At 54.7% G+C, this 21686-nt stretch carries 20 protein-coding genes; 13 read left to right on the top strand and 7 right to left on the bottom strand.

What is annotated here, in order from left to right; translation table 11 throughout:
* Positions 1-110: 110 nt before the first annotated feature.
* Positions 111-1487, top strand: a complete 1377-nt coding sequence (gene clcA, locus M8014_RS10370; protein ID WP_271282391.1) for a H(+)/Cl(-) exchange transporter ClcA — start codon at positions 111-113, stop codon at positions 1485-1487.
* 79 nt (positions 1488-1566) lie between these two features.
* Positions 1567-1911: an iron-sulfur cluster insertion protein ErpA gene (gene erpA / locus M8014_RS10365; protein ID WP_271282390.1), complete on the top strand. Its 345-nt coding sequence runs from the start codon at positions 1567-1569 to the stop codon at positions 1909-1911.
* A 94-nt stretch (positions 1912-2005) separates the two neighbouring features.
* On the opposite strand, the gene M8014_RS10360 is transcribed toward erpA, so the two are convergent.
* The 3 genes from M8014_RS10360 to mtnN are packed head-to-tail and all read right to left on the bottom strand — an operon-like array spanning position 2006 to position 4137.
* Entirely contained in the window at positions 2006-2629 is a 624-nt protein-coding gene (locus tag M8014_RS10360) for a TRIC cation channel family protein (protein ID WP_271282389.1), read from the bottom strand.
* A gap of 16 nt (positions 2630-2645) precedes the next feature.
* Positions 2646-3446: a vitamin B12 ABC transporter substrate-binding protein BtuF gene (gene btuF, locus M8014_RS10355; RefSeq protein WP_271282388.1), complete on the bottom strand. Its 801-nt coding sequence runs from the start codon at positions 3444-3446 to the stop codon at positions 2646-2648.
* Entirely contained in the window at positions 3439-4137 is a 699-nt protein-coding gene (mtnN, locus tag M8014_RS10350) for a 5'-methylthioadenosine/S-adenosylhomocysteine nucleosidase (RefSeq protein WP_271282387.1), read from the bottom strand. The genes btuF and mtnN overlap by 8 nt, the downstream gene beginning before the upstream one ends.
* 83 nt (positions 4138-4220) lie before the next feature.
* On the opposite strand from mtnN, the gene dgt reads away from it, so the two are divergent.
* The 3 genes from dgt (at position 4221) to cdaR (ending at position 8619) form a co-directional block, all read left to right on the top strand.
* A complete protein-coding gene (dgt, locus tag M8014_RS10345) occupies positions 4221-5735 on the top strand; it encodes a dGTPase (protein ID WP_271282386.1) in 1515 nt (504 codons plus the stop codon).
* 130 nt (positions 5736-5865) lie between these two features.
* Positions 5866-7305: a serine endoprotease DegP gene (gene degP, locus M8014_RS10340; protein ID WP_271282385.1), complete on the top strand. Its 1440-nt coding sequence runs from the start codon at positions 5866-5868 to the stop codon at positions 7303-7305.
* Between the two features lie 156 nt (positions 7306-7461).
* Positions 7462-8619 carry a DNA-binding transcriptional regulator CdaR gene (gene cdaR, locus M8014_RS10335; protein ID WP_271282384.1) on the top strand — a complete coding sequence of 386 codons (1158 nt, stop codon included), beginning with the start codon at positions 7462-7464 and terminating at the stop codon, positions 8617-8619.
* Positions 8620-8697: 78 nt separating this feature from the next.
* Here cdaR and M8014_RS10330 read toward each other — a convergent pair whose 3' ends face one another.
* The 4 genes from M8014_RS10330 to map all read right to left on the bottom strand — a co-directional run bounded on the left by M8014_RS10330 (position 8698) and on the right by map (position 13585).
* Positions 8698-9087: a DUF3461 family protein gene (locus tag M8014_RS10330; RefSeq protein ID WP_012016111.1), complete on the bottom strand. Its 390-nt coding sequence runs from the start codon at positions 9085-9087 to the stop codon at positions 8698-8700.
* 111 nt (positions 9088-9198) lie between these two features.
* Positions 9199-10023 (bottom strand): 2,3,4,5-tetrahydropyridine-2,6-dicarboxylate N-succinyltransferase, encoded by an 825-nt coding sequence (dapD, locus tag M8014_RS10325; protein ID WP_271282383.1) that lies wholly within the window; start codon positions 10021-10023, stop codon positions 9199-9201.
* Positions 10024-10052: 29 nt separating this feature from the next.
* Positions 10053-12728 (bottom strand): bifunctional uridylyltransferase/uridylyl-removing protein GlnD, encoded by a 2676-nt coding sequence (gene glnD / locus M8014_RS10320; protein WP_271282382.1) that lies wholly within the window; start codon positions 12726-12728, stop codon positions 10053-10055.
* A 62-nt stretch (positions 12729-12790) separates the two neighbouring features.
* A complete protein-coding gene (gene map, locus M8014_RS10315) occupies positions 12791-13585 on the bottom strand; it encodes a type I methionyl aminopeptidase (protein ID WP_271282381.1) in 795 nt (264 codons plus the stop codon).
* A gap of 320 nt (positions 13586-13905) precedes the next feature.
* Between map and rpsB the strand changes: the two genes are divergently transcribed.
* The 8 genes from rpsB (at position 13906) to rseP (ending at position 21679) form a co-directional block, all read left to right on the top strand.
* On the top strand, positions 13906-14631 hold the full coding sequence (rpsB, locus tag M8014_RS10310; RefSeq protein ID WP_271282380.1) for a 30S ribosomal protein S2: 726 nt from the start codon (positions 13906-13908) through the stop codon (positions 14629-14631).
* Positions 14632-14750: 119 nt separating this feature from the next.
* A complete protein-coding gene (tsf, locus tag M8014_RS10305) occupies positions 14751-15602 on the top strand; it encodes a translation elongation factor Ts (protein ID WP_271282379.1) in 852 nt (283 codons plus the stop codon).
* Between the two features lie 151 nt (positions 15603-15753).
* The gene (gene pyrH, locus M8014_RS10300) at positions 15754-16479 is read left to right on the top strand and encodes a UMP kinase (protein WP_271265935.1); all 726 of its coding nucleotides are present in this window, start codon (positions 15754-15756) and stop codon (positions 16477-16479) included.
* 170 nt (positions 16480-16649) lie between these two features.
* Positions 16650-17207, top strand: coding sequence for a ribosome recycling factor (gene frr / locus M8014_RS10295; RefSeq protein ID WP_271282378.1), 558 nt, complete (start codon positions 16650-16652; stop codon positions 17205-17207).
* Positions 17208-17301: 94 nt separating this feature from the next.
* Complete coding sequence (gene ispC, locus M8014_RS10290) at positions 17302-18498, top strand: 1-deoxy-D-xylulose-5-phosphate reductoisomerase (protein WP_271282377.1); 1197 nt, start codon at positions 17302-17304, stop codon at positions 18496-18498.
* A 188-nt stretch (positions 18499-18686) separates the two neighbouring features.
* Positions 18687-19445, top strand: coding sequence for a (2E,6E)-farnesyl-diphosphate-specific ditrans,polycis-undecaprenyl-diphosphate synthase (ispU, locus tag M8014_RS10285; protein WP_271282376.1), 759 nt, complete (start codon positions 18687-18689; stop codon positions 19443-19445).
* 12 nt (positions 19446-19457) lie between these two features.
* On the top strand, positions 19458-20315 hold the full coding sequence (gene cdsA / locus M8014_RS10280; protein ID WP_271282375.1) for a phosphatidate cytidylyltransferase: 858 nt from the start codon (positions 19458-19460) through the stop codon (positions 20313-20315).
* Positions 20316-20326: 11 nt separating this feature from the next.
* Positions 20327-21679, top strand: coding sequence for a sigma E protease regulator RseP (gene rseP, locus M8014_RS10275; protein WP_271282374.1), 1353 nt, complete (start codon positions 20327-20329; stop codon positions 21677-21679).
* The last annotated feature ends 7 nt before the right edge of the window (positions 21680-21686 follow it).

Here is a 21686-nt window from a genome sequence, read left to right as displayed (position 1 = left end):
ACCTTTGCGCACTTTAAACCTACTATTCATTAATTAAATTGTTGCGACGCGGGCGGCGCTGGCCTTTAAAATGCCGTTCTTTCCCTGACATACTCATAATTGATTATCTGATGAAAACTGACGCTCCCTCTTATGAAATGCAGCAACATGCGCGGCTCTGGCGCAGAGTCAGGATCCGCCGTCTGCTGAACCGGGATAAAACACCGCTGGCCATCCTGCTGATGGCCGCGCTGGTCGGCACGCTCGCAGGGTTGGTTGGCGTGGCTTTTGAAAAAGCCGTCAATGCGGTGCTGTACTGGCGTGTCGGCACGCTGGCGGGTTGGGCGGATCGTCCGCTGCTGGTCTGGCCGATGGCCTTTTTACTGTCTGCCCTGCTGGCGATGATGGGCTACTTTCTGGTGCGTAAATATGCCCCGGAGGCGGGCGGGTCGGGTATTCCTGAGATTGAAGGTGCGCTGGAAGAGCTGCGGCCGGTGCGCTGGTGGCGGGTGCTGCCGGTGAAATTTATTGGTGGGATGGGCACGCTCGGCGCGGGCATGGTGCTGGGCCGTGAAGGGCCGACGGTACAGATCGGCGGCAATATTGGGCGCATGGTGGGGGATCTGTTTCGTATGCGCAGCGCCGAAGCCCGGCATACCCTGCTGGCCACGGGGGCCGCGGCGGGGCTGTCAGCCGCCTTTAACGCCCCGCTGGCGGGGATCCTGTTTATCATCGAAGAGATGCGCGCGCAGTTTCGCTATAGCCTGATCTCGATTAAAGCGGTATTTACGGGCGTTATCATGTCGAGCATCGTTTTCCGCCTGTTCAATGGCGAAGCGGCGGTGATCGAGGTCGGCAAGCTCAGCAATGCCCCGGTAAACACCCTCTGGTTGTATCTGATCCTCGGCATGATTTTTGGCGTAGTGGGGCCGCTGTTTAACACCCTTATACTGCGGACTCAGGATCTGTTTCAGCGCATTCATGGTGGGAATACGACAAAATGGGTGCTGGTCGGCGGGCTACTGGGCGGCATGTGTGGCGTGCTGGGGATGATCCTGCCCGAGGCCGCAGGCGGCGGGTTTAATCTTATCCCGATCGCTACGGCCGGGAATTTTAGCGTGAGCCTGCTGCTGGTGCTGTTTATCGTCCGGGTGGCGACAACGCTGCTGTGCTTTTCTTCCGGTGCGCCGGGCGGGATCTTTGCCCCGATGCTGGCGTTAGGCACTTTGCTGGGGTCGGCCTTTGGTATGGCGGCTACGGTGGGTTTTCCGGCCTATCACCTTGATGCAGGCACCTTTGCCATTGCCGGGATGGGGGCACTGCTGGCGGCGTCGTTGCGTGCGCCGTTAACTGGCATCGTGCTGGTACTGGAAATGACCGATAATTATCAGCTCATTTTGCCAATGATCATTACTTGCCTTGGCGCGACACTATTAGCCCAATTCCTGGGTGGAAAACCGCTATACTCCACGATCCTTGCCCGCACCCTGGCGAAGCAGAATACTTGATTGGATTACCAGGGTATTAGATAATGACAATAAGCATTGGGTGATTTTTGCCCACTGGTAGTATTCATGGGAGCATAAGATGAGTGATGACGTAGCGCTGCCGTTGCAGTTTACAGAAGCAGCAGCCAGTAAAGTGAAAACCCTGATTGCCGACGAAGACAATCCGGACCTGAAACTGCGCGTGTATATTACTGGCGGCGGCTGCAGCGGCTTCCAGTATGGTTTCACCTTTGACGATCAGATTAACGACGGTGATATGACCATTGAGAAGCAGGGCGTTTCACTGGTTGTTGACCCGATGAGTCTGCAATATCTGGTGGGTGGGGCTGTCGATTATACCGAAGGGCTGGAAGGTTCCCGCTTTGTGGTGACCAACCCGAACGCGACCAGCACCTGTGGGTGTGGTTCGTCGTTCAGCATCTAAAGATGCGGTCTGGGTGCCCTTGCCCCAGCCCTCTCCTAAGAAGAGAGGGAGCTGAAACTAAAAACGGTAACTCTAAGGTTACCGTTTTGCTTTATTACCGGCCGTTCTCATCCAGCGCAAACGTCGGCAGCTTTAAGTGCCAGCGGATTGCCGCCAGTCGAATCCCCAGCGTCACCACCATCCCGATCATCGCCGCCGTTTCGAGCTCAATGCCAAAGGTGTAGAACGCCGTGGCGTGGACTATCCCGCCGATAATGCAGGCCGTTGCGTAGATTTCCGTTCGCAGGATCATCGGCACTTCACGCGCCAGAATATCGCGGATAATGCCGCCGCCCACGCCGGTCAGCACGCCCATACAGATAGCCACCATCGGGCCGGTACCGGCCATAAAGGCTTTGTTGACGCCAATCCCGACAAACACCGCCAGGCCGACCGCATCCAATACTGGCAGGACCCATTTTGGCAGGCGACGCGGCTGACGTACCAGCACAATGGTCAGCAGGCAGGTCACCATCGCCACCACCAGATCGGTGGGATCCCTGACCCAAAATACCGGGCCGTGATCGAGCGCCATATCGCGGATGGTCCCGCCCCCTACGGCCGTCACCACGCCCAGTACCAGCACCCCAAAGGGATCCATGCGTAATTTACCGGCCAGCAAAACGCCGGAAATGGCAAAAACGGCTGTGCCAAGAATATCCAGCCAATAAACGAGCATCGTAATCCTCGAGAAATTAGTGGCTCTGCGACAGCGCAGAGCAGAGTTGTTTTGCGGCGAGGATAATACGCGGGCTTGCGCGTTCAAACCAGTCACTCTTAAGGGCAATCACCGGTATTTTTAACTGACTTTGCCAGTACCGTTCGATTCGAGGAATGTCGCCCGCAGAACCGGCCACGACGATGGCCTGCGGCTGGCGCGCCAGTACCTGTTCGCGGCTTACCTGCGGCCAGGGTACGCTGCTGGCGGCAAAGATATTTTCTCCGCCACAGACTTCCAGTACCTGGTGCTGCAGCGATCCCTGGCTGGTAGTGAATAAGGGGAGCTCGCCAAACTGCAGGAAGACGCGCTTTTTCGGCTGTGTGCCGTAGTGGGCTTTAAGGGCCGTAAACTCATCAAGCAGCTGCTGCGCGGCCAGCCGGGCCTTTTCAGGGGTCGGGCTCCAGGGGGCGAGATCGCGCAGCGCTTGCGCGACCTGTTCGACGCGGGTGGCGTCAATCCAGAGTACTTTGATGCCGAGCGATGAAAGCTGATTCACCTGACGTTCCGCATTGCCGCCGCGCCAGGCCAGCACCAGATCGGGTTTCAGGGCTACTATCCGTTCGATGTTCATACCCTGCCAGCTTGCCACCTGCTCGATGTGCTCTGCTTCGGGAGGGTAATCGGAAAAGCTGCTGACGCCAACAGGGGTGATTCCGGCGGCAAAGGCCAGTTCGGTATTGGCAGGGGAGAGGGAGATAACACGCGGCGCGGCCAGAAGCCACGCCGGTGTCAGTAGAAACAGCGCAATAAGCGCCCTGAAAAGGGGCTTAGCCACGCGCCAGTTTCTGTACCAGTGTCTCAACCATCAGGCTGGACTGTTTGGCCGCAACCACGAGGAACTCGTCGAAGCTCAGGTGAGACTGCTGATCGGCCACGTCGGAGATGGCGCGAACCACCACAAACGGCACCTTAAAGTTATGGCAAACATGGGCAATGGCGGTGGCTTCCATTTCAACGGCAACGGCCTGAGGGAAGTTTTGACGGATTGTCGCCAGGTTTTCGGAACCGTTGATAAACGCATCGCCGCTGACAATCAGGCCGCGCACGGCGTTGAGGCTCAGCTCTGTGATGCAGCTTTCAGCGGCGGCAATCAGCTGGTCATCGGCTTTAAAGCCTGCCGGACAGCCCGGAAGCTGGCCCAGCTCGTAACCGAACGCGGTGACGTCGGCATCGTGATAGCGCGCTTCGTCAGACACCACGATATCGCCCACTTTCAGCGTTGGCGCCAGGCCACCCGCAGAGCCGGTATTGACGATCACGTCCGGTTTGCAGCGCTCCAGCAGCAGTGTTGCGCCCAGTGCAGCAGAGACTTTACCGATACCGGATCTCAGCAGAGCAACTTCAGTTCCGTTCAGCAGGCCGGTGTAAATCTCACAGCCGCCCAGAGAGAGGGTCTGACGGTTTTCGATTTTGTCACGCAGCAGCGTAACTTCTTCTTCCATTGCTCCAATAATACCGATTTTCATAGATTTACTCGCGATGTGCCATGTTTGAAGGCATAGTCTATCATGCGCTTTAGGGGAATCGTATTTTCCGCGCGGGAGAGCACATGACACAGATCGATTTTCGCACCAAGATTAACTGGCACCGTCGCTATCGCTCCCCACAAGGGGATAAGAGCGAGCATGAGATCCTGAGGATCTTCGAAAGCGACCGCGGACGTATCGTCAACTCCCCGGCGATCCGTCGTCTACAGCAAAAAACCCAGGTCTTTCCCCTCGAACGTAACGCCGCGGTACGCACGCGCCTGACCCACTCGCTGGAAGTGCAGCAGGTGGGACGCTATATCGCGAAAGAGATTTTGAGCCGTCTGAAAGAGCAGCGTCTGCTGGAACCCTACGGGCTGGGAGAACTGACCGGGCCGTTTGAGAGCATTGTCGAAATGGCGTGCCTGATGCACGACATTGGCAACCCGCCGTTTGGTCATTTTGGCGAAGCGGCGATCAACGACTGGTTCCGTCAGCGCCTGTTTCCCTCGGATGCCGCCAGCCAGCCGCTGAGTAGCGATCGCTGTGCGATCCCGGCTTTGCGCCTGCGCGAAGGAGAAGAGGGGCTGAACGATCTGCGTCGCAAAGTCCGTCAGGATCTGTGCCACTTTGAAGGCAATGCCCAGGGCATCCGTCTGGTGCATTCGCTGATGCGCATGAACCTCACCTGGGCGCAGGTGGGCTGCATCCTCAAATATACCCGTCCCGCATGGTGGCAGGGTGAACCGCCCGCCACGCATAATTATTTGATGAAGAAACCCGGCTATTATTTCTCGGAAGAGAGTTATATCGACAGGCTGCGTCAAGAACTTTCCCTGACGCCCCATGGTCGTTTTCCATTGACCTGGATTATGGAAGCAGCGGACGACATTTCCTATTGCGTAGCCGATCTGGAGGATGCCGTCGAGAAAAGAATATTCAGCGTCGAGGAACTTTATCAGCACCTTTATGATGCATGGGGAACGCATAAGAAAGGCTCGCTGTTCTCGCAGGTGGTCGAAAATGCCTGGGAAAAATCACGTTCCAATACCCTGAGCCGCAGTACGGAAGATCAGTTCTTTATGTATTTGCGCGTGAATACTTTAAATAAGCTGGTGCCTTACGCCGCTGAGCGTTTTATTGACAATATGGCGCAGATTTATCAGGGTGAATTTAACCATGCGCTGCTTGAGGATGACAGCAGCTACAGCCAACTTCTTGAACTGTATAAAAATGTCGCTGTGCGGCATGTCTTCAGCCATCCGGAGGTTGAGCAGCTTGAATTACAGGGATATCGCGTCATCAGCGGCTTGCTCGACATCTACAGTCCGCTGCTACAATTATCCGTCGAGGCCTTTAGCGAGCTGGTGGAAAAGGAGCGGGTGCGTCGCTTGCCGATTGAATCGCGCTTATTTCATAAACTTTCTCCCCGCCATCGTCTGGCCTACGTGGAAGCGGTCCGCAAATTTGACCGGCAGCAGCCTGACTGGCCCGTGCTTGAGTTTTATTATCGCTGTCGTCTGATCCAGGACTATATCAGCGGGATGACCGATTTGTATGCATGGGATGAATACCGCAAGCTGATGGCGGTGGAATAAGGCCGAGTTTTGTAAAGACGAACAATAAATTTTTACTTTTTCCAGAAACTTAATACCGGAACTTCGTGCAAAGAAATGAATCTGATATACACAGCAATTGTGCGTGACCTGTAAATCGAGATTAAGAAACATGAAAAAAACCACATTAGCAATGAGTGCACTGGCTTTAAGTTTAGGTTTAGCGCTGTCTCCTCTGTCTGCTATCGCAGCCGAGACCGCGTCTTCGGCGAGCAGCGCGCAGCAGATGCCCAGCCTGGCGCCGATGTTAGAAAAAGTCATGCCGTCGGTCGTCAGTATCAACGTGGAAGGCAGTACCACCGTCAATACGCCGCGCATGCCGCGTAACTTCCAGCAGTTCTTCGGCGATAATTCGCCGTTCTGCCAGGAGGGTTCGCCGTTCCAGAGCTCGCCGTTCTGTCAGGGTGGCGGAGCAGGGGATGAAGGCGGCAACGGCGGCGGCCAGCAGCAGAAATTTATGGCGCTGGGCTCGGGTGTTATCATCGACGCCGCTAAGGGCTATGTCGTCACCAACAACCACGTGGTGGACAACGCCAGCAGCATCAAAGTGCAGCTGAGCGATGGGCGTAAGCTTGACGCCAAAATGGTGGGTAAAGATCCGCGCTCTGATATTGCGCTGATCCAGATTCAGGATCCGAAAAACCTGACGGCGATTAAGCTGGCCGACTCCGACGCCCTGCGCGTGGGGGATTATACCGTGGCGATCGGTAACCCGTTCGGCCTGGGCGAGACGGTTACCTCCGGGATTGTTTCCGCGCTGGGCCGTAGCGGCCTGAATGCGGAAAACTACGAGAACTTCATCCAGACCGATGCCGCCATCAACCGGGGTAACTCTGGTGGTGCACTGGTCAACCTGAACGGGGAGCTGATCGGGATTAATACCGCGATTCTTGCCCCGGACGGCGGCAATATCGGGATCGGTTTTGCTATCCCGAGCAATATGGTGAAAAACCTGACCGCGCAGATGGTTGAGTTTGGTCAGGTGAAACGCGGTGAGCTGGGTATTCTCGGCACCGAGCTGAACTCCGAGCTGGCGAAAGCGATGAAGGTGGATGCCCAGCGCGGTGCCTTTGTCAGCCAGGTGATGCCAAACTCTTCGGCGGCGAAAGCGGGGATCAAGGCCGGTGACGTGATCACCACCCTGAACGGCAAGCCGGTCAGCAGCTTTGCGGCGCTACGTGCGGAAGTAGGCTCGATGCCGGTCGGCAGCAAAGTGACGCTGGGCCTGCTGCGTGAAGGTAAGCCGGTTACCGTGAACCTTGAACTGCAGCAGAGCAGCCAGAATCAGGTTGATTCCAGCACCATCTTCCAGGGGATCGAAGGCGCGGATATGAGCAACAAAGGCCAGGACAAAGGCGTGGCGGTGAATAACGTCAAAGCTAACACCCCGGCTGCCCGTATCGGCTTGAAGAAAGGCGATGTGATTATTGGTGCTAACCAGCAGCCGATTAAAAACATTGCTGAACTGCGTAAGATCCTCGACAGCAAACCGACGGTGCTGGCGCTGAATATTCAGCGTGGCGATACCTCGCTCTATCTGCTGATGCAGTAATCTGTTCAGCCCCTGTTTCCGCCAGGAAGCAGGGGCTTTTTCCTATTCTGTGAACCCTTCCACAAGTCCATACTTCTCCCCGTCAGTTTGTGCATTCGCACAATGCAGCGTTGACTATTCTTCCTTATGCTTGAGCTCTGCTCAGAGGAGGGCGATATGGCTGGCTGGCATCTTGATACCAAAATGGCGCAGGATATCGTGGCGCGAACGATGCGCATCATCGATACCAATATCAACGTAATGGATGCACGTGGGCGGATCATTGGCAGCGGTGATCGCGAGCGTATTGGGGAATTGCACGAAGGTGCGCTGCTGGTGCTCTCTCAGGGGCGGGTGGTAGACATCGACGATGCGGTGGCGCGGCATCTGCACGGCGTGCGTCAGGGGATTAACCTGCCGCTGCGTCTGGAAGGCGAAATTGTCGGAGTGATCGGCCTGACCGGCGAGCCGGAATCACTGCGCAAATACGGTGAGCTGGTGTGCATGACCGCCGAGATGATGCTGGAACAATCTCGGCTGATGCACCTGCTGGCGCAGGACAGCCGTCTGCGTGAAGAGCTGGTGATGAACCTGATTCAGGCAGAAGAACATACTCCCGCGCTGACTGAATGGGCGCAGCGTCTGGGCATTGACCTTAATCAGCCCCGCGTGGTGGCGGTCATTGAGGTCGACAGCGGACAGCTGGGCGTCGACAGTGCCATGGTCGAGCTGCAGCAACTGCAGAATGCGTTAGCCACGCCGGAGCGTAACAACCTGGTGGCAATCGTCTCACTCACCGAAATGGTAGTACTGAAACCGGCGTTGAACCCGTTTGGGCGCTGGGATGCAGAAGATCATCGGCGTCGGGTCGAACAGCTGATTGCGCGAATGAAAGAGAACGGGCAACTGCGCTTTCGGGTGGCATTAGGTAACTATTTTACCGGCCCAGGAAGCATCGCGCGTTCGTGGCGTACCGCCCGCACCACCATGATGGTCGGCAAGCAGCGTATGCCCGAGAACCGCAGCTATTTTTATCAGGATTTGATGCTGCCGGTGCTGCTCGACAGCCTGCGCGGCGGCTGGCAGGCCAATGAGCTGGCGCGCCCGCTGGTGCGCCTGAAAGCGATGGATAATAACGGGCTGTTGCGTCGTACACTGCAGGCCTGGTTTCGTCACAACGTGCAGCCGCTGGCGACTTCGAAGGCGCTGTTTATTCATCGCAATACGCTGGAATATCGCCTGAACCGCATTTCGGAATTGACGGGGCTGGATCTGGGGAATTTCGACGACAGACTATTGTTGTATGTTGCGTTGCAGTTAGACGAACAGCGGTAGATAAAACAAAACGGTAACCTGGGTTACCGTTTTTAGTGTTTACACCCTCTCCTTGCGCGAGAAGGCCGAAGTCGCGACTTATTTATTACGGGTCAACTTCTCAAGATCGGCTTCAATTTCACTGATCTTGTGGGTAACGACGCTTTCCAGATGACGCAGGTCATCAAGGATCTTACGCTTAAGATCAACCTCTGTGCGATCGCGCTGACAAATCTGATCCAGTTCATCAATCACGTAGCGCAGATTGGGGCTGATTTCCTGCACTTCTTTGTAACCCTGACCGACGCCATCGGCGACGACAGTTTTACGCTGGCGCGGGTATTTAAACTTTACGCTCTTGGCGAAAAATTCGCCTTTATCCTTGTGGAAATAGATTTTCAGGATATCGTTATTGGCTTCCTGACGGAGGCTGTAACGGTCAATTTCATCAGGATTAGTAATGCCCAGACTTTTCAGATTATCGTACATAGCGGTACCCTTGATCTCAACATAACCCATGAATAATTCACGAAAAAATCTACTTTCGCCACCCTCAGATACAAAAAAAGCGGGGTTGCCCCCGCTTTTTGTTATAACCGATTAATCGATGGTGCGCAGCAGTTCGTTGATGCCCACTTTACCGCGGGTTTTTGCGTCCACTTTCTTGACGATAACCGCGCAGTACAGGCTGTATTTGCCATCTTTCGATGGCAGGTTGCCGGAGACCACCACGGAACCTGCCGGTACACGGCCATAATGCACTTCACCGGTTTCGCGATCGTAAATGCGAGTGCTCTGGCCGATGTAAACACCCATCGAGATCACTGAGCCTTCTTCAACGATCACGCCTTCTACCACTTCGGAACGTGCGCCAATGAAGCAGTTATCTTCGATGATGGTTGGGTTCGCCTGCAGCGGCTCCAGAACGCCACCGATGCCAACGCCGCCGGAGAGGTGGACGTTTTTACCGATCTGCGCGCAAGAACCAACGGTCGCCCAGGTATCTACCATGGTGCCTTCGTCAACGTAAGCGCCGATGTTCACGTAGGACGGCATCAGCACGGTGTTACGCGCGATAAACGCACCCTGACGAACGGCTGCCGGTGGAACCACGCGGAAACCTTCTTTCTGGAAACGCGCTTCGTCGTAATTAGCGAATTTCATTGGCACTTTATCGAAGTAGCGGCTTTCCGCACCGTCGATAACCTGGTTATCGTTAATACGGAAAGAGAGCAGTACCGCTTTCTTCAGCCACTGATGGGTTACCCACTGACCGTCGATCTTTTCGGCTACACGCAGCGCGCCGGAATCCAGCAGAGAAATAACCTGGTTAACCGCTTCACGGGTCACGGTATCCACATTCGCCGGGGTAATCTCGGCGCGACGCTCAAAAGCGGAATCAATAACGTTCTGTAACTGCTGCATTGTTAAACTCTTTCCAATTAAAAAAAACACTACCCTTTATCGTTTGGATTGAGGGCTGCTGTCAACCGTTGTTGCACTTCCAGCTGCAGCGCATTATTAAGGCCACGGCGGTCGGCTGTGGCGATTATAAATAAATCTTCTACTCGCTCGCCAATGGTTGTAATTCTGGCGCCATGCAGCGAAATTCCCAGGTCGGCAAAAACCTGCCCGACCCGCGCCAGCAGACCCGGCTGGTCGAGGGCGATCAGCTCCAGGAACGATTTTCGGTCAGTGTGCGTGGGCAGGAAATTGACCTCGGTATCGACGGTGAAATGGCGCAATTTGGCCGGCTGGCGTCGCGGCTGTGGTGGCTGCCAGCTGTGCTGAGTGATCGCCTGCTCCAGCCCGTAGCGAATCGGCTCGTGACGATCGGCTGACAGTGGGCTGCCGTCCGGTTCCAGTACAATAAAGGAGTCCATCGCCATCCCGTCGCGGGTGGTGAAGATCTGGGCGTCATGAACACTGAGATTACGCCTGTCGAGTTCAGCGCATACCGCAGCGAAAAGATAAGGCCGGTCAGGGCTCCAGATAAAAATCTCCGTTCCGCCGCGCGTTGCCTGCGGGCTGAGCAGGATCAGCGGCTTGCTCAGATCGTGCTGCAGCAGATGACGGGCGTGCCAGGCCAACTGGTTAGCGCTGTGGCGCACAAAATAGTTGGCGCGACAGCGGGCCCAGATCAGATGCAGCGCCTCCTCGTTGATATTTTCCATCCGCAACAGCGCCAGGGCCTGCATCTGATGGTGACGTACGCGCTCGCGCATGTCCGGCGTATTCTCCATGCCGCGACGTAACTGCTTCTCGGTGGCAAAGTAGAGCTCACGCAGCAGGCTCTGCTTCCAGCTGTTCCACAGCGTTTCGTTGGTCGCGCAGATGTCCGCAACCGTCAGGCAAACCAGAAAACGCAGGCGATTCTCCGTCTGGACAGCTTCGGCGAACTGTTTGATGACCTCGGGATCCTGAATGTCACGACGCTGCGCCGTGACCGACATCAACAGGTGGTGGCGCACCAGCCACGCCACCAGCTGGGTTTCACGCGAGTTGAGCCCGTGAAGCTCTGCAAATTTCAGTATGTCCTCTGCGCCCAGCACGGAGTGATCGCCCCCGCGGCCTTTAGCGATATCGTGAAACAGGGCGGCAATCAGGATCAGCTCCGGGTTGGTGAGGCGCGGCCACAGCTCTACGCAGAGCGGATGGCGGCTGCGCGTCTCCTCTTTGGCGAAGCTCTCCAGCTTCAGCATGACGCGGATGGTATGTTCATCGACGGTATAGGCATGGAACAGGTCAAACTGCATCTGGCCGACAATGTGCGACCACTGGGGCATATAGGCCCAGAGCACGCTGTGACGGTGCATCGGCAGTAACCCGCGGCTGACCGCACCAGGGTGGCGCAGCATGCTCAAAAACAGCGAGCGTGCTTCCGGGATATAGCATAACGGCTGAGTCAAATGGCGACGAGCATGGCGCAGGTGGCGCAATGTCGTGGAGTAGATCCCGGTGATGGTGCTGTTACGCACCATGGCGTAGAACATCCGCAGGATCGCTTCCGGCTTGCGGATGAACAGCGTCTCGTCACGCAGGTCGATCAGGGTGCCGCGCAGCTGAAATTCGTCATCGATAGGGCGCGGTTTTTCATCAGCCGTCAGGGCCAGAATCGCCTCATCGAACAGCTGCAACAGCATCTGATTCAGTTCACCCACCCGGCGAGTGACGCGAAAGAAGTCTTTCATCATCTGCTCAACCGGTTCGTTGCCTTCGCCGCGGTAGTGCAGACGCTGGGCGACGCTGAGCTGACGATCGAACAGCAGGCGGTTGTCGTAGCGCGTCACTTCGAGATGCAGGGCAAAACGGATGCGCCACAGCAGGTGTAAGCACTCATTTAACTCGGTTCGTTCGGCTTCTGTCAGAAAACCAAAGCCGACCATCTCATCCAGCGAGGTGGCGCCAAAATGGCGGCGGGCCACCCATTGCAGGGTATGGATGTCGCGCAGGCCACCAGGGCTGCTTTTGATGTCGGGCTCCAGGTTATAGCTGGTGCCGTGATAGCGCTGGTGGCGGGTTTGTTGTTCTTCGACCTTGGCGGCGAAAAACGTCTCCGAAGGCCAGAACCCGTCGCTGAAGATGTGTTTTTGCAGCTCCAGTAACAGGGCCACGTCGCCAATCAGCAGACGTGATTCAATCAGGTTGGTAGCGACCGTCAGATCGGATAAGCCCTCCAGCAGACACTCTTCAAGTGTGCGCACGCTGTGGCCGACCTCGAGCTTCACATCCCACAGTAAGGTCAGCAGCTCGCCAATTTTTTGCGACTGTTCATCCGGCAGCTTTTTACGGCTAAGGATCAGCAGATCAATATCCGAGAGGGGATGCAGTTCGCCGCGGCCATAGCCGCCGACGGCGACCAGCGCCACGTCGCCTAGCTGAGCAAAGCCGTAATCAATCCATAGCCGCTGCAGCAGCTGGTCAATAAACTCGGTACGTGCTTCGATAAGCGCTTCGGCGGAGATCCCACTGTCAAAGGCGTCGCCTAGCCAGCGCTGGAACGTGTCGATATGCGCTTTGATACCCGGACAGGTCAGCTCGGGTGACGGCCAGACGCCGGGATTATCCGGCTGGCCGGGAAGGGTGGGGAGTGCCGTATTGGCGTACTGCTCGGGTAAAAGGTTACTCATTGCGCGCCACCCATAAGAAAAAACGATAGCCATTAAAAAAGCCGGCATTTGCCGGCTTCTTATCATGCGTCTTGCGAGAGTATCGCCGGGATGGTGTCATCCTTGCGTAACGTCAGAATTTCGCAGCCGTTGTCTGTCACCACAATAGTATGCTCGTACTGAGCAGACAAGCTTCTGTCTTTGGTTTTCACCGTCCAGCCGTCTTTCATGGTGCGAATACGGTAATCGCCTGCGTTGACCATCGGCTCGATGGTGAAGGTCATGCCCGCCTGCAGCACCACGCCGCTGTCATCCGCATCATAATGCAGGACCTGTGGCTCTTCGTGGAAGACACGACCGATGCCATGACCACAGTATTCGCGTACCACGGAGAAGCCTTCGGCTTCAACGAACTTCTGGATCGCCGCGCCGAGGGTGCGCAGGCGAATGCCAGGTTTGACCATCTTCAGTGCCAGGTAGAGGCTCTCCTGGGTCACTTTACACAGGCGTTCGCCCAGAATGGTCGGTTTACCGACGATGAACATCTTAGAGGTGTCGCCGTGGTATTCGTCTTTAATGACGGTCACGTCGATGTTAACGATGTCGCCATCTTTCAGCAGTTTTTCGTCATCCGGAATACCGTGGCACACCACTTCGTTCAGTGAGATGCAGACGGATTTCGGGAAGCCGTGATAGCCGAGGCAGGCGGAAATGGCCTGCTGCTCATTCACGATGTAGTCGTTGCAGATACGATCCAGTTCGCCGGTGCTGATACCCGGTTTGATGTACGGCTCGATCATTTCCAGCACTTCGGCGGCCAGACGACCGGCGACGCGCATCTTTTCAATTTCTTCAGGTGTCTTAATTGAGATAGCCATGTAATCTGTCCATCAGTGTCGATTTTTTCGACAATACTAGTCTAAGTGTTGTCAATGGTATCAGTCAGGCGCAGGTGCTGCCAAATTGAGAATCATTGACAGCACACACCGCCAACAATTGTTGGTTTCAGGCGCTGATTTATGGTATAAAGCGCGCCGGACTTCCGATCCATCTCAGATACACAGGCTGGACGGGAGCGACAAATCTCACTTTGTGTAATAACACACACGTATCGACACATATTCCGGGGTGCCCTTTGGGGTCGGTAATATGGGATACGTGGAGGCTTAACCCCAACTATTTAAATAGAGGTTTTAACATGGCAACTGTTTCCATGCGCGACATGCTCAAGGCTGGTGTTCACTTTGGTCACCAGACCCGTTACTGGAACCCGAAAATGAAGCCTTTCATCTTCGGCGCGCGTAACAAAGTTCACATCATCAACCTTGAGAAAACTGTACCAATGTTCAACGAAGCCCTGGCTGAGCTGAACAAGATCTCTTCCCGTAAAGGTAAGATTCTGTTCGTTGGTACTAAGCGCGCTGCAAGCGAAGCTGTGAAAGAAGCTGCTAACAGCTGCGACCAGTTCTTCGTGAACCATCGCTGGCTGGGCGGTATGCTGACTAACTGGAAAACCGTTCGTCAGTCTATCAAGCGCCTGAAAGATCTGGAAACCCAGTCTCAGGACGGTACTTTCGAAAAGCTGACCAAAAAAGAAGCGCTGATGCGCACTCGTGAGCTGGACAAGCTGGAAAACAGCCTGGGCGGCATCAAAGATATGGGCGGCCTGCCGGACGCACTGTTCGTAATCGACGCTGACCACGAACACATCGCAATCAAAGAAGCAAACAACCTGGGCATCCCAGTGTTTTCTATCGTTGATACCAACTCCGATCCAGACGGCGTTGATTTCGTTATCCCGGGTAACGACGATGCAATCCGTGCTGTAACCCTGTACCTGAGCGCAGTTGCTGCTACCGTTCGTGAAGGCCGTTCCCAGGATCTGGCTTCTCAGGCGGAAGAAAGCTTCGTAGAAGCTGAATAATAAGGTCCTACCCTTATTAGTACCGTGTATGGATAGGGGCCTCTTAATGGCCCCTTTTTCACTTTTAAACCTGTGCGGTTCCTGGAACCGGGCAGGTCATCTCTCCCGAGGATTTAAGAATGGCTGAAATTACCGCATCCCTGGTAAAAGAGCTGCGTGAACGTACTAGCGCAGGCATGATGGATTGCAAAAAAGCACTGACTGAAGCGAATGGCGACATCGAGCTGGCAATCGAAAACATGCGTAAATCCGGCGCGATCAAAGCGGCGAAAAAAGCAGGTAACGTTGCAGCTGACGGCGTGATCATCACCAAAATCGACGGCACCTACGGCATCATTCTGGAAGTTAACTGCCAGACTGACTTCGTTGCTAAAGATGGTGGTTTCCAGGCATTTGCTAACAAAGTTCTGGATGCAGCAATCGCTGGCAAAATCACTGACGTTGAAGTTCTGAAAGCACAGTTCGAAGAAGAACGTGTTGCGCTGGTTGCTAAAATCGGTGAGAACATCAACATCCGTCGTGTTGCTTCTCTCGAAGGCGACGTACTGGGTTCATACCAGCACGGTGCACGTATCGGTGTTCTGGTTGCTGCTAAAGGCGCTGACGAAGAGCTGGTTAAACAGCTGGCAATGCACATCGCTGCAAGCAAGCCAGAATTCGTTAAGCCAGAAGACGTGTCTGCTGACGTTGTAGAAAAAGAGTACCAGGTTCAGCTGGACATCGCCATGCAGTCTGGCAAGCCAAAAGAAATCGCAGAGAAAATGGTTGAAGGCCGCATGAAGAAATTCACCGGCGAAGTTTCTCTGACTGGCCAGCCATTCGTAATGGACCCAAGCAAATCTGTTGCTGAGCTGCTGAAAGAGCGCAATGCTGACGTAACTGGCTTCATCCGCTTTGAAGTGGGCGAAGGCATCGAGAAAGTTGAGACTGACTTCGCAGCAGAAGTTGCTGCAATGTCCAAGCAGTCTTAATCAGCGAAAAGAAGCCGCCTGAGGGCGGCTTCTTTTTGTGTGCATTATGTGTAAATCAGCCTGGTACCTATAGTTACTGTGCTGAAATGCGATATATCATGTCGCCAGAATTATCCCCTATCTCAATCGTTGACAGTCCCAGGAAAGAAAAATGGCTACCAATGCAAAACCCGTTTACAAACGTATTCTCCTTAAGCTGAGTGGCGAAGCGCTGCAGGGGTCGGAAGGCTTCGGTATTGACGCAAGCATCCTTGATCGCATGGCGCAGGAAATCAAAGAACTGGTTGAACTGGGCATTCAGGTTGGCGTAGTCATTGGCGGTGGTAACCTTTTCCGTGGTGCTGGTCTGGCGAAAGCCGGCATGAACCGCGTTGTGGGCGACCACATGGGCATGCTGGCAACGGTCATGAATGGCCTGGCTATGCGTGATGCGTTGCATCGCGCCTATGTCAATGCGCGGTTGATGTCTGCTATCCCGCTGAATGGCGTCTGCGACAACTACAGCTGGGCCGAAGCTATCAGCTTGCTGCGCAATAACCGCGTGGTGATCCTCGCTGCAGGTACGGGTAACCCGTTCTTCACTACCGACTCCGCTGCCTGTCTGCGCGGTATCGAAATTGAAGCAGACGTCGTGCTGAAAGCGACCAAAGTGGACGGCGTGTTTACCGCCGATCCGGCTATCGATCCGACGGCAACCATGTACGAACAGCTGACCTACAACGAAGTGCTGGATAAAGAGCTGAAAGTCATGGATCTTGCTGCCTTCACGCTGGCTCGTGACCACAAACTGCCGATTCGTGTCTTCAATATGAATAAACCAGGTGCACTGCGTCGCGTGGTGATGGGTGAAAAAGAAGGCACTTTGATCACGGAGTAATTTCCGTCGGCGATAAATACAGGTAAGATTCCGCTCTACTTTATTGTGGTTTCTTATCTGGACGCGCCCCCAGGCGTTGTCATGAATTAAACAGGGCTATACTTAGCACATCTTTTAACAGTGGTGCTGGCGGATAGTCTGCCTGAGACAAGTTTTCAAGGATTCGTAACGTGATTAACGAGATCAGAAAAGATGCTGAAGTACGCATGGACAAGTGCGTAGAAGCGTTCAAAAACCAAATCAGCAAAGTGCGCACTGGCCGCGCTTCTCCGAGCCTGCTGGATGGCATCGTTGTACCTTACTACGGTACGCCAACCCCGCTGCGTCAGCTGGCGAGCGTAACGGTAGAAGATACCCGTACGCTGAAAATCAACGTCTTCGATCGTTCGTTAGGTCCGGCTGTTGAAAAAGCGATCATGGCTTCCGACCTGGGTCTGAACCCAAGCTCAGCGGGCGCTGACATTCGCGTTCCACTGCCAGCGCTGACCGAAGAGCGTCGTAAAGAACTGATCAAAGTGGTTCGTGGTGAAGCCGAGCAGTCTCGCGTCGCCGTGCGTAACGTGCGTCGTGATGCAAACGACAAAGTGAAAGCGCTGCTGAAAGACAAAGAGATCAGCGAAGATGACGATCGCCGTTCTCAGGACGACGTACAGAAACTGACTGACGCAGCAATCAAGAAACTTGATGCGGCGCTGGCTGATAAAGAAGCGGAACTGATGCAGTTCTGATTTCTGCCGTAATCTGATAAAACGCCGTTCAGAAGGCCCACGGGCTTTGCTGGCGGCGTTTTGCTTTGCTGACTTCACTACTTCTGGACAATTCATGAAGCAATTAACTCTCCTCGGCTCAACCGGGTCTATCGGTTGCAGCACGCTCGACGTCGTTCGCCATAATCCTGAACACTACACCGTGACCGCACTCGTTGCCGGAAAAAACGTTCAGCGTATGGTTGAGCAATGTCTGGAGTTTTCGCCGCGCTATGCGGTAATGGACGACGAGGAGAGTGCTCGCCAGGTGAAAGTGCTGCTGGCCGCTAATGGCTGTCAGACCGAGGTGTTGAGTGGTCAACGGGCGGCCTGCGAGATGGCGGCGCTGGATGAGGTGGATCAGGTGATGGCGGCGATTGTCGGTGCTGCGGGCCTGCTGCCGACGCTGGCGGCCATTGATGCCGGTAAAACGGTTCTGCTGGCCAACAAAGAAGCGCTGGTCACCTGCGGGCGTCTGTTCATGGAAGCGGTCAAGCAGCGCGGTGCGCGACTTTTGCCGGTAGATAGCGAACATAACGCCATTTTTCAGAGTTTACCGCAACCTTTTCAGCAAAACCTGGGGTACGCTTCCCTTGAGCAGAATGGGGTCTCTTCTATTCTGCTTACCGGGTCTGGTGGCCCGTTCCGGGATACGCCGCTGTCTGAACTGGTCACGATGACGCCCGATCAGGCATGCCGTCATCCGAACTGGTCGATGGGGCGAAAAATCTCTGTCGACTCCGCTACCATGATGAACAAAGGTCTGGAATACATTGAAGCCCGCTGGTTGTTTAACGCCTCGGCAGAGCAGATGGAAGTGCTGATCCACCCGCAGTCGGTGATCCACTCCATGGTGCGTTATCTGGATGGCAGCGTAATGGCGCAGCTGGGTGAGCCGGATATGCGTACCCCGATTGCCCATACGATGGCGTGGCCAAACCGGGTCATCTCTGGCGTTAAGCCGCTCGATTTCTGCAAGCTAAGTTCGTTGACCTTCAGCGCGCCGGATTATCAGCGCTATCCGTGCCTGAAGCTGGCAATGCAAGCCTTTGAGCAGGGGCAGGCGGCGACGACGGCGCTGAACGCGGCAAATGAGATTGCCGTCGCAGCCTTCCTCGATCAGCGGATCCGCTTTACGGATATTGCTGCGCTGAATCTGTCCGTGCTTGAGGCGATGGATTTACGTGAACCGCAAAGCGTGGATGACGTGCTGACCGTCGATGCCGAAGCCAGAATGACTGCGCAAAAAGCGGTGACACGGCTCGCAAGCTAGTGATATTCCACCCACTAGCGGTCATGTTATTTGTTAGCGTTGGGCTTCAGTGATATAGTCTGCGCCACTTGATTGCGGGTAGTTGAGGTTATGCAGTCAGGTTAGCCGTGGTTTGACACGGCTTTTTTACGTAAAGGCTTCAGTATTCCTGAGTACCGTTAAATCCTTTCAGGGACCAAAAACGCGTTATGTTGTCTGCGAATCAACCAATAAGCGAAAACGTGCCAGCTCATGGCTGTCGTCATGTAGCAATCATTATGGATGGCAACGGCCGCTGGGCGAAAAGACAAGGGAAGATCCGAGCCTTTGGGCATAAAGCTGGGGCGAAATCCGTTCGCCGCGCCGTCTCTTTTGCCGCCAATAGCGGCATTGACGCGTTAACGCTCTATGCTTTCAGCAGTGAAAACTGGAATCGACCTGCGCAGGAAGTAAGCGCGTTGATGGAATTGTTCGTGTGGGCGCTCGACAGCGAAGTAAAAAGCCTGCACCGCCACAACGTTCGCCTGCGTATTATCGGCGATACCAGTCGTTTTAACTCACGTTTGCAGGAACGTATTCGTAAAGCGGAAGCATTGACCGGGCAAAATACCGGATTAACGCTCAATATCGCGGCGAATTACGGCGGGCGCTGGGATATTGTCCAGGGCGTTCGGCATCTGGCTGAGCAGGTTCAGGAAGGGCTATTAAGGCCGGACCAAATTGATGAAGAGGCGCTGAGTAAGCAAATCTGCATGAGTGAACTCACGCCCGTGGATTTGGTAATTAGGACAGGGGGAGAGCACCGAATCAGTAACTTTTTGCTGTGGCAAATCGCCTACGCTGAACTTTACTTTACGGATGTTCTTTGGCCCGATTTTGATGAACAAGACTTTGAAGGTGCGCTGCATGCCTTTGCCAATCGAGATCGACGTTTTGGTGGTACCGAGCCTGGTGGCGAAAACGCCTGATGGGGGTAGCTTTTGCTGAAGTATCGCCTGATTTCTGCGTTTGTGTTAATACCTGTTGTCATCGCGGCGCTGTTTTTACTGCCTCCGGTGGGATTCGCTATTGTCACCCTGGTGGTCTGCATGCTGGCCGCGTGGGAATGGGGGCAATTTAGCGGTTTTACCTCGCGTTCTCAGCGGGTATGGCTGGCCGTACTGTGCGGCCTGATGCTGGCGCTAATGCTATTTATGCTGCCAGAGTACCATCACAATATTCATCAGCCGCTGATTGCCGGTTCGCTCTGGCTTTCGCTGGGATGGTGGCTGGCCGCGCTGCTGCTGGTCCTCTTCTATCCGGGCTCTGCTTCGCTATGGCGTCACTCTAAAGTGCTGCGCCTGATTTTCGGGCTCTTCACCATTGTCCCTTTCTTCTGGGGAATGCTCGCACTCCGCACCTGGCACTACGACGATAACCCGTACAGTGGGGCATTGTGGCTGCTTTATGTCATGATTCTCGTCTGGGGTGCTGACTCTGGGGCCTATATGTTTGGTAAACTGTTTGGCAAACATAAGCTGGCACCGAAGGTCTCTCCAGGGAAAACCTGGCAGGGATTCATCGGTGGCCTGTTTACCGCAGCGATCATTTCCTGGGGTTATGGCGAATGGGCGAACCTCGAGGTTGCGCCGACAACGCTGCTGGTCTGTTCTATCATCGCTGCGCTGGCTTCCGTGCTGGGTGATTTGACCGAAAGTATGTTTAAGCGTGAAGCAGGGATTAAAGACAGCGGCAATCTGATTCCGGGACACGGTGGTATTCTGGATCGCATAGACAGCCTGACGGCGGCAGTTCCTGTGTTTGCATGCCTGTTCCTACTGGTATTTGGGACGATTTAACGGAAGGTTTTATGCTTAGCATTCTCTGGAATCTGGCAGCATTCATCGTTGCACTCGGTGTACTTATCACAGTGCATGAATTTGGCCATTTCTGGGTTGCTCGGCGCTGTGGCGTGCGGGTAGAGCGCTTTTCCATTGGCTTTGGTAAGGCGCTTTGGCGTCGTACCGATCGCCGTGGCACAGAATTCGTTATTGCCCTTATCCCGTTAGGCGGCTACGTCAAAATGCTGGATGAACGCGTAGAGCCGGTCGCACCCGAAATGCGCCACTACGCGTTCAACAACAAAACCATTGGTCAGCGCGCCGCGATTATTGCGGCGGGTCCCATTGCAAACTTCCTCTTCGCTATCTTCGCTTACTGGCTGGTGTTTATCATCGGTGTCCCTGGCGTGCGTCCGGTTGTGGGTGAAATTACACCCAACTCAATCGCTGCAAGCGCGCAAATTAATCCGGGCATGGAACTTAAAGCGATTGATGGCATCGAAACCCCTGATTGGGATGCCGTCAGGCTTCAGCTGGTCGCCAAAATTGGCGATGAGCAGACGACTGTCAGCGTTTCTCCCTTTGGCTCCGAGCAGCGTCAGGATAAAATTCTGAATCTGCGCCAGTGGGCGTTTGAACCTGATAAAGAAGATCCGGTCGCTGCGTTAGGCATCCGACCGCGAGGCGCGCAGATTGAACCGGTGCTGGCAGAAGTGCAGGCGGATTCCGCGGCGCGTAAAGCAGGTTTGCAAGCGGGCGACAGGATCGTTAAAGTCGATGGTCAGCCTTTAACGCAGTGGATGACCTTTGTTACTCTGGTGCGTGATAATCCCGGTACGCCGCTGGCGCTGGAGATAGAAAGGCAGGGGAGTCCCCTCGCGTTAACGCTGATCCCGGATACGAAACCGGGAAGCGGTAAGGCGGAAGGGTTTGCGGGCGTGGTGCCAAAAGTGATCCCGCTGCCTGATGAGTACAAGACAATACGCCAGTATGGGCCGTTCAGCGCCATCCTTGAAGCCACGGATAAAACATGGCAACTGATGAAACTGACCGTGCAAATGTTGGGGAAATTGATTACCGGTGACGTAAAACTGAACAACCTCAGTGGGCCGATTTCGATCGCTCAGGGGGCTGGGATGTCAGCAGAGTTCGGGGTGATTTACTATCTGATGTTTCTTGCGCTCATTAGCGTGAACCTCGGAATAATCAACCTGTTCCCACTTCCCGTTTTAGACGGGGGTCATCTGCTGTTTTTAGCGATTGAGAAGCTAAAAGGCGGGCCGGTATCCGAGCGAGTTCAAGACTTTAGTTATCGCATTGGTTCGATTCTACTGGTGCTGTTAATGGGACTTGCACTTTTCAATGATTTCTCTCGGTTGTAAGAGAGAT

Origin of the sequence: Silvania hatchlandensis (assembly GCF_025564065.1) — a bacterium.
Classification (GTDB): domain Bacteria; phylum Pseudomonadota; class Gammaproteobacteria; order Enterobacterales; family Enterobacteriaceae; genus Enterobacter; species Enterobacter hatchlandensis.
The sequence above is the reverse complement of the archived record's forward strand: the minus strand, read 5'-3'. Positions and strand labels throughout refer to the sequence as shown.

Bases quoted from the DNA above. Each gene is read 5' to 3' on its own strand.
- ispU (WP_271282376.1), top strand. From the start codon at position 18,687: ATGTTGTCTGCGAATCAACCAATAAGCGAAAACGTGCCAGCTCATGGC.
- pyrH (WP_271265935.1), top strand. From the start codon at position 15,754: ATGGCTACCAATGCAAAACCCGTTTACAAACGTATTCTCCTTAAGCTG.
- ispC (WP_271282377.1), top strand. From the start codon at position 17,302: ATGAAGCAATTAACTCTCCTCGGCTCAACCGGGTCTATCGGTTGCAGC.
- dgt (WP_271282386.1), top strand. From the start codon at position 4,221: ATGACACAGATCGATTTTCGCACCAAGATTAACTGGCACCGTCGCTAT.
- tsf (WP_271282379.1), top strand. From the start codon at position 14,751: ATGGCTGAAATTACCGCATCCCTGGTAAAAGAGCTGCGTGAACGTACT.
- map (WP_271282381.1), bottom strand. From the start codon at position 13,585: ATGGCTATCTCAATTAAGACACCTGAAGAAATTGAAAAGATGCGCGTC.
- dapD (WP_271282383.1), bottom strand. From the start codon at position 10,023: ATGCAGCAGTTACAGAACGTTATTGATTCCGCTTTTGAGCGTCGCGCC.
- cdaR (WP_271282384.1), top strand. From the start codon at position 7,462: ATGGCTGGCTGGCATCTTGATACCAAAATGGCGCAGGATATCGTGGCG.
- M8014_RS10360 (WP_271282389.1), bottom strand. From the start codon at position 2,629: ATGCTCGTTTATTGGCTGGATATTCTTGGCACAGCCGTTTTTGCCATT.
- M8014_RS10330 (WP_012016111.1), bottom strand. From the start codon at position 9,087: ATGTACGATAATCTGAAAAGTCTGGGCATTACTAATCCTGATGAAATT.
- glnD (WP_271282382.1), bottom strand. From the start codon at position 12,728: ATGAGTAACCTTTTACCCGAGCAGTACGCCAATACGGCACTCCCCACC.
- rpsB (WP_271282380.1), top strand. From the start codon at position 13,906: ATGGCAACTGTTTCCATGCGCGACATGCTCAAGGCTGGTGTTCACTTT.
- degP (WP_271282385.1), top strand. From the start codon at position 5,866: ATGAAAAAAACCACATTAGCAATGAGTGCACTGGCTTTAAGTTTAGGT.
- rseP (WP_271282374.1), top strand. From the start codon at position 20,327: ATGCTTAGCATTCTCTGGAATCTGGCAGCATTCATCGTTGCACTCGGT.
- mtnN (WP_271282387.1), bottom strand. From the start codon at position 4,137: ATGAAAATCGGTATTATTGGAGCAATGGAAGAAGAAGTTACGCTGCTG.
- clcA (WP_271282391.1), top strand. From the start codon at position 111: ATGAAAACTGACGCTCCCTCTTATGAAATGCAGCAACATGCGCGGCTC.
- erpA (WP_271282390.1), top strand. From the start codon at position 1,567: ATGAGTGATGACGTAGCGCTGCCGTTGCAGTTTACAGAAGCAGCAGCC.